Source organism: Vibrio phycocola (assembly GCF_053850235.1).
The window spans coordinates 1-15,240 of record NZ_JBSQDJ010000008.1 but is presented as its reverse complement, the minus strand read 5'-3'; the positions used below and the strand labels follow the sequence as shown (position 1 = coordinate 15,240).

General features: G+C 42.7%; 15 protein-coding genes and 1 pseudogene. 6 read left to right on the top strand and 10 right to left on the bottom strand.

The window, feature by feature from the left end:
* Positions 1 to 324: 324 nt before the first annotated feature.
* The 4 genes from pcp to ACWU4D_RS12560 form a co-directional block, all read right to left on the bottom strand.
* A complete protein-coding gene (gene pcp, locus ACWU4D_RS12575; RefSeq protein ID WP_456051785.1) occupies positions 325 to 954 on the bottom strand; it encodes a pyroglutamyl-peptidase I in 630 nt (209 codons plus the stop codon).
* An 8-nt stretch (positions 955 to 962) separates the two neighbouring features.
* Positions 963 to 1,868, bottom strand: coding sequence for a DUF979 domain-containing protein (locus tag ACWU4D_RS12570; protein ID WP_456051784.1), 906 nt, complete (start codon positions 1,866 to 1,868; stop codon positions 963 to 965).
* The gene (locus tag ACWU4D_RS12565) at positions 1,868 to 2,554 is read right to left on the bottom strand and encodes a DUF969 domain-containing protein (RefSeq protein WP_456051783.1); all 687 of its coding nucleotides are present in this window, start codon (positions 2,552 to 2,554) and stop codon (positions 1,868 to 1,870) included. The genes ACWU4D_RS12570 and ACWU4D_RS12565 overlap by 1 nt, the downstream gene beginning before the upstream one ends.
* Positions 2,555 to 2,736: 182 nt before the next feature.
* Positions 2,737 to 3,639: a LysR family transcriptional regulator gene (locus ACWU4D_RS12560; RefSeq protein WP_456051782.1), complete on the bottom strand. Its 903-nt coding sequence runs from the start codon at positions 3,637 to 3,639 to the stop codon at positions 2,737 to 2,739.
* Between the two features lie 193 nt (positions 3,640 to 3,832).
* Here ACWU4D_RS12560 and ACWU4D_RS12555 point away from each other — a divergent pair, with 193 nt between their 5' ends.
* The 5 genes from ACWU4D_RS12555 (at position 3,833) to ACWU4D_RS12535 (ending at position 10,876) form a co-directional block, all read left to right on the top strand.
* The gene (locus ACWU4D_RS12555) at positions 3,833 to 5,662 is read left to right on the top strand and encodes an ABC transporter ATP-binding protein (RefSeq protein WP_456051781.1); all 1,830 of its coding nucleotides are present in this window, start codon (positions 3,833 to 3,835) and stop codon (positions 5,660 to 5,662) included.
* 39 nt (positions 5,663 to 5,701) lie between these two features.
* Positions 5,702 to 7,231, top strand: a complete 1,530-nt coding sequence (locus ACWU4D_RS12550) for an ABC transporter substrate-binding protein (protein ID WP_456051780.1) — start codon at positions 5,702 to 5,704, stop codon at positions 7,229 to 7,231.
* A gap of 68 nt (positions 7,232 to 7,299) precedes the next feature.
* Positions 7,300 to 8,223 carry an ABC transporter permease gene (locus ACWU4D_RS12545; RefSeq protein ID WP_456051779.1) on the top strand — a complete coding sequence of 308 codons (924 nt, stop codon included), beginning with the start codon at positions 7,300 to 7,302 and terminating at the stop codon, positions 8,221 to 8,223.
* A 5-nt stretch (positions 8,224 to 8,228) separates the two neighbouring features.
* On the top strand, positions 8,229 to 9,101 hold the full coding sequence (locus tag ACWU4D_RS12540; RefSeq protein ID WP_456051778.1) for an ABC transporter permease: 873 nt from the start codon (positions 8,229 to 8,231) through the stop codon (positions 9,099 to 9,101).
* Positions 9,098 to 10,876 carry a M14 family zinc carboxypeptidase gene (locus tag ACWU4D_RS12535; RefSeq protein ID WP_456051777.1) on the top strand — a complete coding sequence of 593 codons (1,779 nt, stop codon included), beginning with the start codon at positions 9,098 to 9,100 and terminating at the stop codon, positions 10,874 to 10,876. Before ACWU4D_RS12540 ends, ACWU4D_RS12535 begins: the two co-directional genes overlap by 4 nt.
* 174 nt (positions 10,877 to 11,050) lie before the next feature.
* On the opposite strand, the gene ACWU4D_RS12530 is transcribed toward ACWU4D_RS12535, so the two are convergent.
* Both ACWU4D_RS12530 and ACWU4D_RS12525 read right to left on the bottom strand, forming a co-directional pair.
* Positions 11,051 to 11,605: a GNAT family N-acetyltransferase gene (locus tag ACWU4D_RS12530; RefSeq protein ID WP_456051776.1), complete on the bottom strand. Its 555-nt coding sequence runs from the start codon at positions 11,603 to 11,605 to the stop codon at positions 11,051 to 11,053.
* On the bottom strand, positions 11,581 to 11,871 hold the full coding sequence (locus ACWU4D_RS12525; RefSeq protein ID WP_456051775.1) for a type II toxin-antitoxin system TacA family antitoxin: 291 nt from the start codon (positions 11,869 to 11,871) through the stop codon (positions 11,581 to 11,583). Before ACWU4D_RS12525 ends, ACWU4D_RS12530 begins: the two co-directional genes overlap by 25 nt.
* Before the next feature lie 234 nt (positions 11,872 to 12,105).
* Here ACWU4D_RS12525 and ACWU4D_RS12520 point away from each other — a divergent pair.
* Positions 12,106 to 12,282 (top strand): annotated as a pseudogene (locus ACWU4D_RS12520) (transposase); the annotation flags it as partial.
* 11 nt (positions 12,283 to 12,293) lie between these two features.
* On the opposite strand, the gene ACWU4D_RS12515 reads toward ACWU4D_RS12520, so the two are convergent.
* The 4 genes from ACWU4D_RS12515 to ACWU4D_RS12500 all read right to left on the bottom strand — a co-directional run bounded on the left by ACWU4D_RS12515 (position 12,294) and on the right by ACWU4D_RS12500 (position 14,953).
* Positions 12,294 to 12,698 (bottom strand): DUF1801 domain-containing protein, encoded by a 405-nt coding sequence (locus tag ACWU4D_RS12515; RefSeq protein ID WP_456051774.1) that lies wholly within the window; start codon positions 12,696 to 12,698, stop codon positions 12,294 to 12,296.
* 117 nt (positions 12,699 to 12,815) lie between these two features.
* Positions 12,816 to 13,547 (bottom strand): protein NO VEIN domain-containing protein, encoded by a 732-nt coding sequence (locus ACWU4D_RS12510; RefSeq protein ID WP_456051773.1) that lies wholly within the window; start codon positions 13,545 to 13,547, stop codon positions 12,816 to 12,818.
* A gap of 124 nt (positions 13,548 to 13,671) precedes the next feature.
* Positions 13,672 to 14,778: an LPO_1073/Vpar_1526 family protein gene (locus tag ACWU4D_RS12505; RefSeq protein WP_456051772.1), complete on the bottom strand. Its 1,107-nt coding sequence runs from the start codon at positions 14,776 to 14,778 to the stop codon at positions 13,672 to 13,674.
* A complete protein-coding gene (locus tag ACWU4D_RS12500) occupies positions 14,768 to 14,953 on the bottom strand; it encodes a hypothetical protein (protein ID WP_456051771.1) in 186 nt (61 codons plus the stop codon). The genes ACWU4D_RS12505 and ACWU4D_RS12500 overlap by 11 nt, the downstream gene beginning before the upstream one ends.
* Positions 14,954 to 15,240 lie beyond the last annotated feature (287 nt).

Here is a 15,240-nt window from a genome sequence, read left to right as displayed (position 1 = left end):
ACCACTAATATTAACGTCTATTAGGATACTAGCTCTATTTTTGAGTAACTTCATCATTAGGAATATGCAAATGTGATAATAATCTAGAGTACAAGGCTACTTGACAGATTGATTACTAAGAATAAAAGGTAGAAATTTGGAACAAAATATCACGCGAACCATTTAAGATTCACGTTGAACTTAAAGAAAAGAAAACAGGAAAGGAGATATTCTCGGCCTCACTTTTAAAAGACACACTCAGACATTCAAGAGTCAGCAACCTATTAGAGCGCCAACTCAGAATGCCAGCTTATATCCTTAATGAAGGACAGTACAATAAAATCGCTACGAAGCCCTAGCCTCTTGATCACTATCGCTATCAACGATCACCTGAGCAGCACATGCTAACCCTTCCACAATAAGTTCCAATGATAGGCACGGTTTATTCTCTTTTATCGCCTGTTCCGCAATCAACGGAATATGCACAAAACCGTGTGGTATTCCTTGGTCATTAAGAAAATGCTGGACTCCATAAAATAGATGATTACAAACATAAGTTCCTGCACTTTCAGAAACATACGCAGGTATGCCTTTTTCCCGAATTGCATCAACCATTGCTTTAATCGGCAGGGTCGAGAAATAAGCAGCAGGCCCTTGAGCAACGATTGGCTTATCGACAACTTGATTGCCTTCATTGTCGGGGATTCTGAAGTCATCGATATTGACGGCAACTCGCTCAGGAGTAATCGCCGTTCGCCCGCCTGCTTGACCGATTGTCATTACATAATCAGGTTGGTGCTTTTCAATGGCCTCAATCACTACGTCTATGGATTTCTGGTGTACGACAGGTACCGAGCAGCTAATAATCGTCGCTCCATTCAGTGCATGTGACTCCAAACGGCGCACCGCTTCCAATGCTGGGTTTACTTTTTCGTCACCAAACGGTTCAAAACCTGTGATTAGTATCTTTTTCATAATGCTTCTCAGAACGCTAAAAAGTAAATAAGGAAAGTATTGATGGTCAACATGCATAAGGCTGGCAGCAACTGCATGTAGATAATCTGGTTTTTATTCTTTAGCTCAAGTAATGCAGCAGGAACAATATTAAAGTTCGCTGCCATTGGGGTCATTAAGGTGCCGCAATAACCTGAAAGCATGCCAATAACACCAATAATTGCAGGATTTCCTGATTGTTCCATAATCAGCAATGGTACTGCGATACCAGTCGTAATCACTGAAAATGCGGCGAAAGCATTTCCCATAACGACCGTGAACAGGGCCATCCCAAAGGTATAACAGACTACATAGGCAAAGGTACTGTTGTTCGGTACTACCTCTTTCACAATCTGCGAGACCGTATCTCCAACACCCGCTTCACCAAACAGATACCCAAGTGCCGCTAGAAATTGAGGGAGAATCACTGCCCAGCCAATGGAATCGATTAAATGACGCCCTTCATTAATGCTTTGAGTTGCTTTACCTCTTGTAATGAATAACGCGACCAATAAAGCGATACCGAAGCTAATACCTAGACCAATTAAAGTGCTGGTGCCCGTCATTTTTGACCAAGAAATGGTAATGACAGGAATGACTAATGCAGGTAGGAATAGACGATTTTTTAATGTTTCTGCTCTTTGCTTACGCAGTTTTACATCAACTTTTCCTCTGTTACTGCTTCCCATCATCTTAAAAGTAACCAGCAGAGTAAGAACCAGAATCATGAGCCCCACCAACCAATCTGGAAGAACCTTACCAAAACACAATGAAGAGCCGTAAATTAACCAAAAAAGACCTGTACCGATGCGTTTTTGATTGGTTTTATCTAGAAAAGTTTGAACTGAAAAGACAATAATCAGTAGGCCAACGGCTTGATAAATATACTCGAGCATTATTTATCCTCCGATTTCGTTTCTGCTTTCTGAATACGTTTCACTTCTAAATGGGCAAATACAGAGAATACGATAATCGACGCAATGGCTGTTGGTATCGCCCAAAAATACATTTCGTTGATCTCTAACGGATACCCACTGTCACTTAATACCCCTTTGATAAGAAGTAAACCACCACTGCCAATGAATATGAGCTGACTAAAAAAGTTGCCGAAGTTTTCACTGATAGCGGAAAGAGCTCTGATCCTCATGCGTTTGCTTTCTGAAAGGTTTTTATTGTCTTGCGTTGCCGCTGATTCGGCCATAGGAGCAACTAAAGGTCTAATCATTGAAGGGTGTCCTCCCAGGTTCAAACCAATCGCGACAGTGATTTTTCTCAATAGAAGGTAGCTTAGAGTAACTTTAGTGACGGTCGCCTTGCGCATCGATGAAATGAGTATCTCGGCCCGCTCTCTAAGACCGTAGCTTTCCAACAAACCTATCATCGGCAACACGAGAATAAACAAAGACATGTAGCGGTTCTTCGTAAACGACGAACCTAATATAGATAAAATTTCGATGACATCTAATTTGGCGACAAACCCGGTCGCAAAGCCGGCAACCAATATAACAAGCAACGTATTTAATCTAAATGCAAAACCAATTGTAATAATGACTACACCAATCAAGGGCCATAAGTCGATCATTGTTCTACTCCTTAATGTGACCAGCCAGATAGATCGATCCCATCCGGCAATAATGTGTATAATCATCCCGATATTCACCATCACGTCTACTCATAAAGTGGTATTGAGAATTACTGGATGTTATACACTAAGCCAATTAGGATTGACTGGGTAAGAAAGGAGTTGGAAAGTATCTCAAACGACTAGCGGGTAAATTCGGACATGGTTTCGGCTGCAGTTCGTAGCGACTCAATAAATTTATTCAAAGAATGACGATGTCGAGTGTGGGTAGGATATGCCAATCCATAAGGGTATGTGATGGCAGGCTCAAACGGACGCGTCACAACACCACACCCTTCCCATACTTTCGCTGCAAAAGGCTCCAAAACACCGACAGCAAGCCCAGTCGCGATCATAGAATAAGCGGTGTGTGATGTATCAATGGAGATATGTTGAGTCAAACTGGGTTGTATAGGCTCAAGTATTCTATGTAACTTACTCCAGTAATCTGAAGTGGAATCGACAACCGTGAGAACCGACTCCCCAACGAGATCCTCAACACAAATCACCTCTTTCGTGGCAAGGGGATGAACATAAGGTGCGGCAAACACATAACGCGCGTGCCCAATGACTTCTTGCTCTATCCCTGGCAAATCTGGAACCACAAGGCCAACAGCCAGATCAATAGAGTTTGACTGTAGCTTGGCAACAATTTCCGATACAGAGTTGGTGTAGATTGAGAAACGTTCTTCTGGGTAATATTTTTTATGCTCTTTCACTGCAAGAGGCAATATCGAACTCGCCACAGCCGATGTACTTGCTATGGTTATCTCTTTCGGTTCTCGGCTACGGATTTTTTGCGCAGAAAATTCGAGTTTTTCTAGCCCAAGAAAACTCTCTTCAACCGACTTGAAAAACTCACTCGCCTCAAGAGTTGGGTTCAGCCGATTGCCTCTACGTTCAAACAACATAAAGCCTAACGAGCTTTCTAAATCCTTGATCAAACGGCTGACAGCTGGCTGGGTTACATGCATTTCTACGGCTGCAGCCGCTGTTGTCCCGCGTAGCATGATGTAACGGAACGCTTCTATTTGTCTAAATTTCATTCCCAGAGAATAACATTAGGTTATCGGTGATACAATATTATAAGTAGATATCATGCTTAATTTATGGATGATGGTTATAGGCGAAAGACTTACTCATGCCGTTTTGCTCAAGCAGCAATCAAGAACAAAAAGGACCTGTTCTGTAGCAGTAATAACCTCAGCAACAGCTAACACTCTGAAAAGGACGTTTGTAATGGAATGCAGCACCTCTCCAACTCTTACCGTCGACAATTTGTCGGTTAAATTCGGTCAATCAACGGTCGTAGAAAACCTCGATTTCTCTGTGATGTCAGGCCGTACACTCGCCATTGTAGGTGAGTCTGGCTCTGGTAAATCCGTTACTTCTCAGTCAATTATGAGATTAGCGGATATCTCTGGAGCTACCTACTCTAGTGGACGCATATTGTTCAACTCAGACAACGGTACATCCGACCTTTTATCTCTCTCCCAAGACGACATGCGCCATATCAGAGGCAACGATATTGCGATGATCTTTCAGGAGCCAATGACGTCTCTAAATCCGGTATACACCATTGGCGACCAAATCAGCGAAGTTATCCAGTTACACGAAGGCAAGAGCAAAGCAGAAGCTTTAAAAGACAGCCAACGATTGCTCGAAATGGTTCGACTACCCAATGCGAATCAAATGCTCACTCGTTACCCTCACCAGTTATCCGGAGGAATGAGGCAGCGAGTCATGATTGCGATGGCTCTTGCATGCCGTCCTAAATTGCTGATTGCAGATGAACCGACCACCGCACTGGACGTTACTATTCAAGCTCAGATTTTGGCCATTATTTCTGATCTGCAAAAAGAACTCGATATGGCGGTTATTTTTATCACCCACGATATGGGTGTCGTAGCGGAAATTGCTGATGATGTCGTGGTGATGTGGAAAGGCAAAAAAGTCGAAGAAGGTTCGGTTCAATCCATTTTTAACAACCCTCAACACCCTTACACACAAACGCTACTCGCTGCGGTTCCTAGGCTGGGAGAAATGACAGGAGAGCAATACCCAAAACGCTTCCAAGTCGCGGTTATGGATGGTGACACACCTAAAATTATCGGTGAAGAGCAAATTCAGAATACGGCTAACTACGATGTCGATCCTCTGCTCACCGTTGAGGATATTGCCGTTCGATTTGATATCAACAGACACTTTTTTAAAGGAGTGACTCACCGCATTCATGCTGTTGAAAAAGTGAATTTCAGTATTTACCCCGGAGAAACTCTTGCGTTGGTTGGGGAGTCCGGCTCTGGCAAATCAACTATTGGACGCAGTATCCAGCAACTTCAAGCGCTATCCGAAGGCGACATTTACTACAAAGGGCGTTTAATGCGTCATCTCACTAGAGCCCGTAAAAAACAATTGAAGCAAGAAATCCAATACATCTTTCAGGACCCGTTTGCATCACTCGATCCTAGAAAAACCGTTGGTTTTTCAATAGCTGAACCTATATACACTCATAAGATCATGCATCGATCATCTGAGGTTAAAAAGCGAGTATCAGAACTGCTAGAGCGTGTTGGGTTAAGTGCAGAACATGCTAGCCGTTATCCTCATGAGTTTTCTGGTGGTCAAAGGCAACGGATTTGCATTGCACGAGCCCTAGCCTGTAATCCAAAACTGATCATTGCCGATGAAGCACTCTCTGCTCTTGATGTGACCGTTCAGGCTCAAATCATCAACTTATTGATGGAGCTGCAAGCCGAGCAAGGAATTGCCTTACTGTTTATCAGCCATGATATGGCCGTCGTGGAAAAGATGAGTCACCGTGTTGCAGTTCTTTATCTGGGTCAAATTGCAGAAATTGGCAGCCGACAACAAGTATTGGAAACGCCACAACACCCTTACACCAAAAAGTTACTCAATGCCGTCCCAGTGGCAGACCCCAATCGAGCTCGTAATCACTTTCAAATCACAGGTGAGATTCCTAGCCCGGTACGTAAAGTCGGCAATGAACCAGAAGCTCATACCTACAAACAACATCAAGCGGGACACTTTGTCGCGCAAGATTACTAAACAGCAATACAAACTACAACGGAAATGGAGATCCAATCTATGACGACATTTAGTATTCACAAAAAACTCATTAAACCGCTTCTATTAGCGACGTCAATTTCAATCGCATCGACAGCTTCAGCGGGAACTCTCACCGTGGCTTCGTCTCAAGATCCTGGAAGTTGGGATCCTATTGATACGTATCTTATCGCTTGGTCTACCGTTGCAACCAATATCTTTGACGGCCTGACATACCGTGATACAGACCTTGAACTCAAACCTGGGTTAGCCACAAAATGGGAAGTACTCGATGAGGGCAAACGTATTCGATTTTCCCTTCGAGAAGGCGTCACCTTTCACAATGGTGAAGCGTTTAATGCAGACTCAGTAAAATTTACATTTGAACGTCTACTAGGTGAAGAAGGTAAGAAAGGTCCACAACGTTCAAATTATGCGGCCATTGAAAGTATCGAAACCATAGATACCTATACTGTGGACTTTCATCTTCATCAACCTGATCCTGTTTTGTTAACCAAGTTATCGGGTTACGGTGCGATGATTGTCCCACCTAAGTATATCTCCGAGAAAGGTGAAGAGTACTTTAATGCACACCCTGTTGGGACAGGCGCGTTTAGCCTTGAATCCTACGAACCCAAAGTCAGTGTTGCGTTAAAACCATTTGCACAGCATTGGCGTGGCGCTCCAAAGTTAGACGCACTTAACTATCGCTTTATTGCAGAGCCCTCTACCGCGGTAGCTGAACTTCAATCAGGCCGAGTTGATATGGTCGTACCGCCAATCATTCCGATCTCAATGCTTCCGACTATTGAGCAAGACGACTCGCTTGCGGTTAGTACGACAACCAGTCCTTCCGTTTATGCCCTTCGGTTTAATACCCAACATGGCATTACTGCTGATGAACGCGTACGTAAAGCAATGATCTACGGTGTCGACAGACAAACGATTATTGACGCGATACTGGGTGGCCAAGCTGAACCTATCAGTAGCTTCCAGAGCCGTATTTCATTTGGTGATGATTCAGAGCTTAAACCGTTGCCATATGACCCAGAAAAGGCAAAACAGTTGCTGAAAGACGCTGGTGTTCCAAGCGGTTCGAAAGTGCAAATCGATATTCGCGGTGGCAATGCAACATTTAACGAAGTCTCTCAAGCGATTGCAAGTTATCTACAAATAATTGGATTAAATGCGAGCATCAAACCTTACGAAACGAACATATTCATCAATGAAATTGTTCCACAGGGTAAAACGGGAGCGATGTTCCAGCAAGCTTGGGGAGGATGGACACTGGACTACGATAATACCGCGTACTTTATGTATCACAGCGGTGAAAAGTGGAACCCATATGACAACAACCCAGAATTGGATGCATTACTCGAGAAACAACGCACCATCAGTGATCAGACTGAACGTGAAGTCATGCTCAAATCGATCGCTAAATACACTGTTGATCATGCTCTAGAAATGCCGTTGTACAGCCTAAATGCCATTTATGGTGTGTCCAAAAAAGTTAAGAACTTCACACCAGCTGCGGATAACCGCCTGCTGTTTAATGAAGTAACGGTTGAATAACCACAACAACGACCGATTTACAGGCGCGGTATGGATTGCCGTGCCTTCTTTCCCAAAGGAATAAATCTATGGCTCAATTTATATTTAAGCGCTTAATTCAAGCTATCTTTGTCCTGTTTTCAGTGACGCTGCTTGTGGCATTTGCCATCCGTTTAACCGGTGATCCAGCCTTGATGCTGACACAAGGTGCTGGCAGTGTTACTGAAGCAGATTTGGTCAATATTCGCGAAGCGTTAGGCATCAACAAACCCTTTACTGTTCAATATATCGAATTTATCCAAGGGCTATTTGTTGGTGATTTTGGAAAAAGCTTTATGGGAGGTACGCCGGTTTCTCAGCTGATTGCGACTTCGGTTCCCGCAACTGTTTTTCTTGCTTTCGCGGTCATGATTGTCTCTATCCTTCTTTCGATTCCCCTTGGGATCAAGGCCGCCATCAAACGTAATACCTGGGTTGACCAAACCATCCGAATTTTATCTCTGATTGGTCTGTCATTTCCAAACTTCTGGTTAGCGCTAATGCTGGTTCTACTGTTCTCAATCACGCTGCAATGGCTTCCGCCGAGCGGTATGTCTGATTGGACGAGCTTTTTAATGCCGGCTTTCACTATGGGCATCATCCTAACAGCCACCAATGTCAGATTGGTTCGTACTGCCATGCTGGAAACATTGCAATCGCAATACGTTATGGTCGCCCGAGCGAAAGGCCTAAGTGAAAATACGGTTCTCTATAAACACGCGCTAAGAAATTGTGCCATCCCGCTTATTACCTACTTTGGCCTGCAATTTGGCGGTTTACTGGGAGGCATTGTCATCATTGAGCGCGTATTTAACTGGCCAGGGCTAGGCACATTAGCATTTGAAGCGGTCAGTTCTCGTGACTACCCCGTATTACAAGCAGTAATTACGATTCTTTCCATGCTTATCGTCGGTGTAAACCTTCTTGTTGATATTGCCTACGGACTTATCGACCCTCGAATCAGAACGGAGTAGTGACCATGTCAAAAGTAACAACGGCCTCTGATAAGGCATCTAGCATCAATTTTTCTGTCTTCAAAAGTCTTGAGTTTGTATTGGGTTTTGCACTCACTGCATCAATGTGCGTGCTCGTCCTTTGCTCCGATTTTCTCTTTGATGGATTGGCTGACAAAATCAATCTTACCGCTCGCCTTATAGAGCCATTTAGCCACACTGAACACCTTTTCGGTACTGACCCCCTTGGACGAGATGTACTTGCGCGAGTCGTCGCAGGCGGCGCAGTTTCCCTGCAGGTTGGTTTTCTTTCTGTCGTTGGTGCTGTGATTTTGGGCGTCGTCATGGGGCTCATTTCTGGCTACTACAGAGGATTCTGGGAGATGTTCGTTATGCGCTTTGCCGACGTTCAGCTTGCCCTACCATTTATTCTTCTTGCAATTACCTTTATCGCAATTGTTGGCGGTAGCCTTACCAATATGATCATACTGCTGATTGTGTCTCAATGGGTACAGTATGCCCGCCTAGTTCGTGGCTCAGTACTTTCGTTGCGTGACCGAGAGTTCATTCAATCGGCTCAAGCGATTGGGGTCAGTGACTTTATGATTATATTTCGCCACATTCTGCCAAACCTTTTAGGTCCTGTGATTGTTCTAATGACGCTAAATGTCGCGAACAATATTTTACTAGAAAGTAGTTTAACCTTCCTCGGGTTAGGTGTTGATCCATTGACACCAAGTTGGGGTGGCATGCTTGCCGATGGCCGTACTTATATTCAAACCGCATGGTGGGTAAGTTTATTCCCAGGGCTTGCGATTTTATTAACCGTATTGGGCTTGAATCTGTTAGGTGACTGGCTTCGTGATTCTTTAGACCCAACAGGAAAAACGTCGCGATGAGCCTGATTTTATCGACCAAAATTAAGGCGACATTGCCTGAGCTCGTCCAACAATACAGCCAGCCAGAGTATCAGAATCATGAGATTGAGCTCTGGGTATTTAACGACAAGAAAAGTCGGCAAAGCGCAGAAAAGCAACTTCAAATGGCGGGTATCAATGCCAAAATACGAAGTGCTTATAAGCCATTACTGCACTTCGTTTTGGAAGAGCTCGACATCAACGAAGGAAACCTAGAAAAGCTGGATATTCGATATCCCGTTAATGACCACTGTCAACCTAATCGCTTTGCCCTAGAAAGTTACCCTCTTGGTGGAATTCTAGGATTAAATAGAGTGAATTTAATTGAAAACCGAGCTCGTTCTCTGACCTACGAAATTGATGTCGTATTGAAAACTGGCGAGAAGTTCACGCATCACGTGTTAGCGCCAAGCTCAGTAAACAAAAGTATTACTTGTGATAGACATCTGTCACCAAGTGGTTGGGTAAGAATAAACGATCCACAAGGAAATCGAGTCACAGACAAAAGTATTGTCACCGATTATGAACAGGTTTTTGAGACGATTACGCAAGCAATCACTCATCATTCATGGCGTTCTTCACTGTTTGAAGAGCTCAATATCAACGTTCAGGGGCCAATGTTTGACGAAGAACTGCCCTATGTCCACGAACATGTGAGCCTTAGTGAAGCGCTCCATGAAGACCTCTATTTTACCATTCAAGAATGGTTTAAATACCGAGCAGGGAAAGCCCCACACGATCGCTCTTTTCGGTTTGGGCAGGTTATCCCGGACATTGTAAGCCAACAAGGCGACTATGATATTAAGATGTCTCTTGATCCTTACACTCAGAGCAATCAGGAAATGCCATGGCAAGAGCTGGAGTATGCTCAACGGCCATTGTCGTCTTCTCAAATTTCATTAACTCTCGATGAAATAGAAGGGAAACGAATCATTGCGCAGTCTGTAGCAGGCCGTCCAATCAATGCGGTTTATCATTATGGAAGCGAACTGCCGGTTATGGTAAGTGGTGGTCAACATGCCAACGAAACCACTGGCATTGTTGGCGCACTGAGAGCGGCAAAAAAGTTGGCAACGCGGCCAACCGCTCACTTTCTTGTTTCACCATTAGAAAACCCCGACGGCTACGAGACCTTCCTTCGATTGCTTCAAACTAACCCAAATCACATGCATCACGCTGCACGCTACACGGCGATGGGAAATGATTTAGATACTCACATCAAAGAGCAAGCGTATGAAAACAGTATCCGATTAAGGGCTTTTGCAAACAATCAGGTAAAACTTCACATTAATCTTCATGGCTATCCTTGTCATGAATGGGTCCGCCCGTTATCTGGCTATATTCCTGCCGGTTTTGATAAGTGGACACTGCCAAAAGGCTTTTTTCTTGTTTTACGCTACTCTAATGACGAAATTTACCAAGATTGTGGTCGAGAGCTACTTTGGCAACTCACCAAGCGTCTAGCAGAGATTCCGCAACTGGTCGAATTTAACCAACAGCAGATCGACTTGTTCTCTTTCCATGCCCAGAATCGTGGCATTAAGGTTTTGAACAATATCCCTTGTATTGTTTCAAAGGAAGAAAGCAGTCCGGTTCCGCTGCAATTAATCAGTGAATTTCCGGATGAGACGATCTATGGGCAGGATTTCAAATTTGGTCATAATGTCCAAAAAGCCGTTGTTCTAGAAGCCTACGATATATTTCAGTCGGTTATGAATTCTCAAGGAAAATCACGCAAGATAAATCCGCTGTTTTAGGGATGTTAGAGGTTGCTACCCACGAAGCCATTTCGTGGGTTAGCTTAAATTCCAATGCTAAATGTTGTATCACGAAGAGGCAGGTTAAAATGTTAACCTATTGGAGTTCAGCATCGAGAGAGGCGCGAACTGTTGGTTATCGTTATCAAAAACAATTTTCGATAAAGAGTTTAATTAGAGTGCTCTAAGCACTTGCGTTTTTAATCCGTTCTCGTACTGTTTCAATGGGAAAATGAACATCTTTGGTTGAAGCTTAGATTGAATCATCCCGGCATCAAGGTAGAACTGTTCTCGTCCTTCTCTTGACTGCAAAAATAGTGCATATACGCCTACATCTCTTGATGCAAAGAAAGCCTGACGAATTGCCCTACCAAGAAGCCACTTGCCTATACCTTGACCTTGCGAGCTTTGACACACAGCTATCTTGCTTAATAAGATACAAGGTACGGTTTTGTAAGGAAATTGCCTTTGTTCACGATTGGTGAGATGCGCTTTCTCAAACGAGCTACTAGCCAGAGTAAAATAACCAATAACTCGTTTAGGTTCACTTTCGTTCTCAGGCTCCACAATGCATAGGTGAGGAATGGCTATTTTCCTAGCGCTCTCTTTGTGCATCGAGTTATTGAGATAATCATTCAATACCTCGACACCACAATTGAACTGTGAAAAGTCGTAGTTTGCTTCTGGGTTGAAACGTTCAACCGTTACTTTTTGATCTTGACTGTCCAAGATTCCTCCATAGACATACCAATGATTTCCTGCATTAACTCGTTTGGATCTACTGGATTCTCAAGGGCGTCCATAACCGATTCCCATTGGCTTGCTTCCACCTGTAGACGCTTATGTTCGTCCACAACCTTTTGAGCCTTTGATACCGCACTTTCAGATACAAATTTACTTACAGTAGTGTTAGACAGTATTGCTGCCTCTTCCAAAGTCCTTTTCTCACTCTCAGAAAGGCGAAATTCAACTCTCTCTTTTTTTAATGCACTCATTTCTTCTCCTCGCGCATGTGCGCTCGGCCACCCATTACTTGATGAATAACAGCTCGCAATTGGGTTTCGCAAGCCGACTCCAATAAAAATTAAATAGTCTTGATAGTATATTTATTTGTACGGGTTATAACCGGACAAGTAAATATTCGTATGAATTGACGTTAGTGTCAACTAATTTGTCCGTTATTTCACCGTATAAAGAGGGCCTCAAGGGAGCGAGCTCGCACAGCGATAAAAGAAAGTGGGTGCTTCAAAGTCCATAAGAAAACCCAAGGAGGACATCATCAGGTTCGAACTGTTTTGTACATGGCGATGATGTCCGCAATACAGTCCAATCCCGTTTTTAAGGAGACTTATCATCGACTCGTCGCGGCTAGAAAGCCCAAGAAAGTAGCTATCATCGCCTGTATTAGCCACTAAAGCTAAGCCCCTAATAATGGTAAATGCCTAACTTTTTTATATTTAAGCGAAAGCTCAATACAATGCCGTAATATGGTTGTAGGCATAGGTTCGCTGAGCCGCAACACAATTGCTCTGTTTCCCTGAAATTCGAGATCATTTGAATATAGTTCCCGAAAAGTATCTACAAGTTTGGTTTTACAATTAAAATATATAAAGTAACTCTCTGGTGATTTCTGTTTCCAGTCAAAGCGTACCGTACTACCTGTTTTTACCAGATAACTAGGCTCACCCCATTTAAGAGTTTCTTCCACCTCACCTAAATTATGCTCATGAACAATGTCGAGCACCAACGAACGAAGTTCCAGCAATATGCTTTTTGCATGTTCGGGGTAGCTTTCAAATTTTTCTCGAACTGCAAGTTGCATCTTAAGCCCTCATTCATATAACGCCCACTTAAGCGGACAAAAATTGTTGGCTAAAATTGTGGAACGAAGCGAAACTTAGCCAACTGTTTTTGTTCCGGTTTAAAGTGCTTGTTATATTTACGGTAACGTACATTCCCAGCACATAGCACTAAAATTGAATCTCGACTCCATTTCTTCGGTATTTAGTACTTCTAGATGAGGGGAAAATAGAGCAGATGTAACGATGGCCAAGCGCCATAGAGGATCTACTGATTTAGCCTGTTCATTTCTTGATAAAAAGAATCGTTGCTTTTCTGAGGAAGTTCCTTTTACTTCAAGCTTTAAAACATTATTTCCTTTTTCAGCTAATAGGTCGTAACCACAATTATCTTTTTGACGGTCAAACACTTGGTAACCTTTAGACTCAAAATGCGAAATTACAGTGTTGATCGCAGATAACTCAACTTTCTTCTTGGTCTCATTGTCAATGACAGTTCGAGGCTGAACAATGACGTCTTCTGTAAAATCTGTGCTTAGGAATAAAATACCATCAATATCTTCGGCACTTCTATGTCGACGATATTTCTCTATTGTTGCAGAGTCTTGAAGATAGTTGTCTGCTTTATAGTTACCCATAAATTCCCATTGATTTGTAGCTTGTTTTACATATACAGGTACATGTCTCTGACACTCTAAGAATAATTGAGCATTTCTAACAATTCGAGGACCTTTTCCGACAACGATAATTTCAGGGGCTTCAGGGTTCTTCTGAGTAGTGATTGCAAGCCCCTTAACCACATTATCCTTAGTTCTTATATAGCTATCACCGCCAGCAAGTATGCTAGCTAATTCATCAGTTGTAACTTTCATGCTGAACCTTAATAAGTAAATATAACGCCGCCACAATCGGTGAGTAATAGCTTGCTAGAATGTGTAGCGAAGCGGAACCGAGCAAGCTGTTACGAATCCGACTTAATGGCCTTGTTATGCATCATTAGCTCATTGGTGGAAGTTTATTGTCACACCTCTGAGCATTAGAATGGGCTAGGACTTTACCTGCGGATGTGATGTTCAATATCATTGGAATATTATCCCACCAGTCTTTTAAAACCTTTAAATTAGCTCTTTTATCCCATTGAACCATGAATGAATCGATATTTTTTTGTTTCTGATTTCCATCGTTTGAATAAAGATCATATACGGAATTAATCGCATCCACCTGTTCTTGAGATAATCTCACTGGTGTAAGAATTAATTGGCCTTGGTGTAAAAACTGCTGTTGTAAGGTTAAAGATTTAATTTGTTGTCTGTTCGAGATTGGCAACCTCTGAAAGCTTGAGTTGAAACTATGGTCTACAAGTAAACCTAGAGGTAAGTTATTTACATTTAAAATCTCGACAGCTTTCTTATGATTATCTGAATTTTTCTCAATACCAACATCAATATACCCTGATAGTGTTTCTGGATAGAACTGTTGAATTTTTTTAAGTTGACCGAATGTACTTAGCCTTACAGCACTCAATATATCTAAGTGATCCAGCCACTCTTGGCCATTTGGTAGATTCCCATACATAATCTTTCCAAACAAATCATTTAGCACATCCAGGCCTTGATAAACATCACCTGCAACAGGAAAAAAGCTACCGACTGCATGAGCAACAGTTAAACCGAGTAGTGCCTCATCAGAAATCTTATCGACAATATCTACGGCTACACTAATACCAGCTCTAGCAATACGGTTATCTCCTTTTTGAAACCTATGCACCAGTAACTCGGATAGTAAATCGTAATCTGCTGGTCTTTCCGTTGAGGCTGCTGTTTTTTGCGCCTCAACAACTAACAATTGAAAACTTGGATCTGCAAAAGCCTCTAACGCACCATCAACTTGTTCCATTTTAGGCATAAGGCTATTTTCAAATTCAGTCACTCTAGCATTAGCAATATCTAATGCTTCTTGAGTATATTCTCTTCTTAATTGCAGATTCATTTCCTGAAAAACTTCACGAGCACGCTTTTCATCTATCCCGACTTGCATGACCATATTTTCAGCTTGAATATTGGTAGAGTTATCTCCGCCTTTTTGGCTCTGTTTACTCAGCATCCTTTTTACCACCTAAATTGAGGTTTCCACCAACTTGAATATTAGTTGAGTTATCTCCGCCTTTTTGGATTTGCTTATTTTTTCGGGACGAAATAAACCAACCAATGATTGCAAGCGGTATGGCAATAGCAATTCCACTAAAAAGCCAATCTTTATTGTCAGCAATCCATTCCATATGCACACTCTCTATTTATGATGTATAACGCCGCGTTAAGCGGACTAAAATAGTGGGTTAAAATGTGGAGCGAAGCGCAACGTAACCCACTGTTTTAGTTCCGTTTAAACGCCTTGTATGGACAATAAACCCACCTAAGAACACCTTATTCCCAGTTTAGGGTAAAGTGAGACCCAGGCTTTAGCTGCAACTAAAGCTTTCATTTGTCGTAGTTCGATTAAGCGATGGCTCCTCTATCGAGAGACCGATAACAAGAAAGAACGCGACAAACGACTCCAAGCAAAATA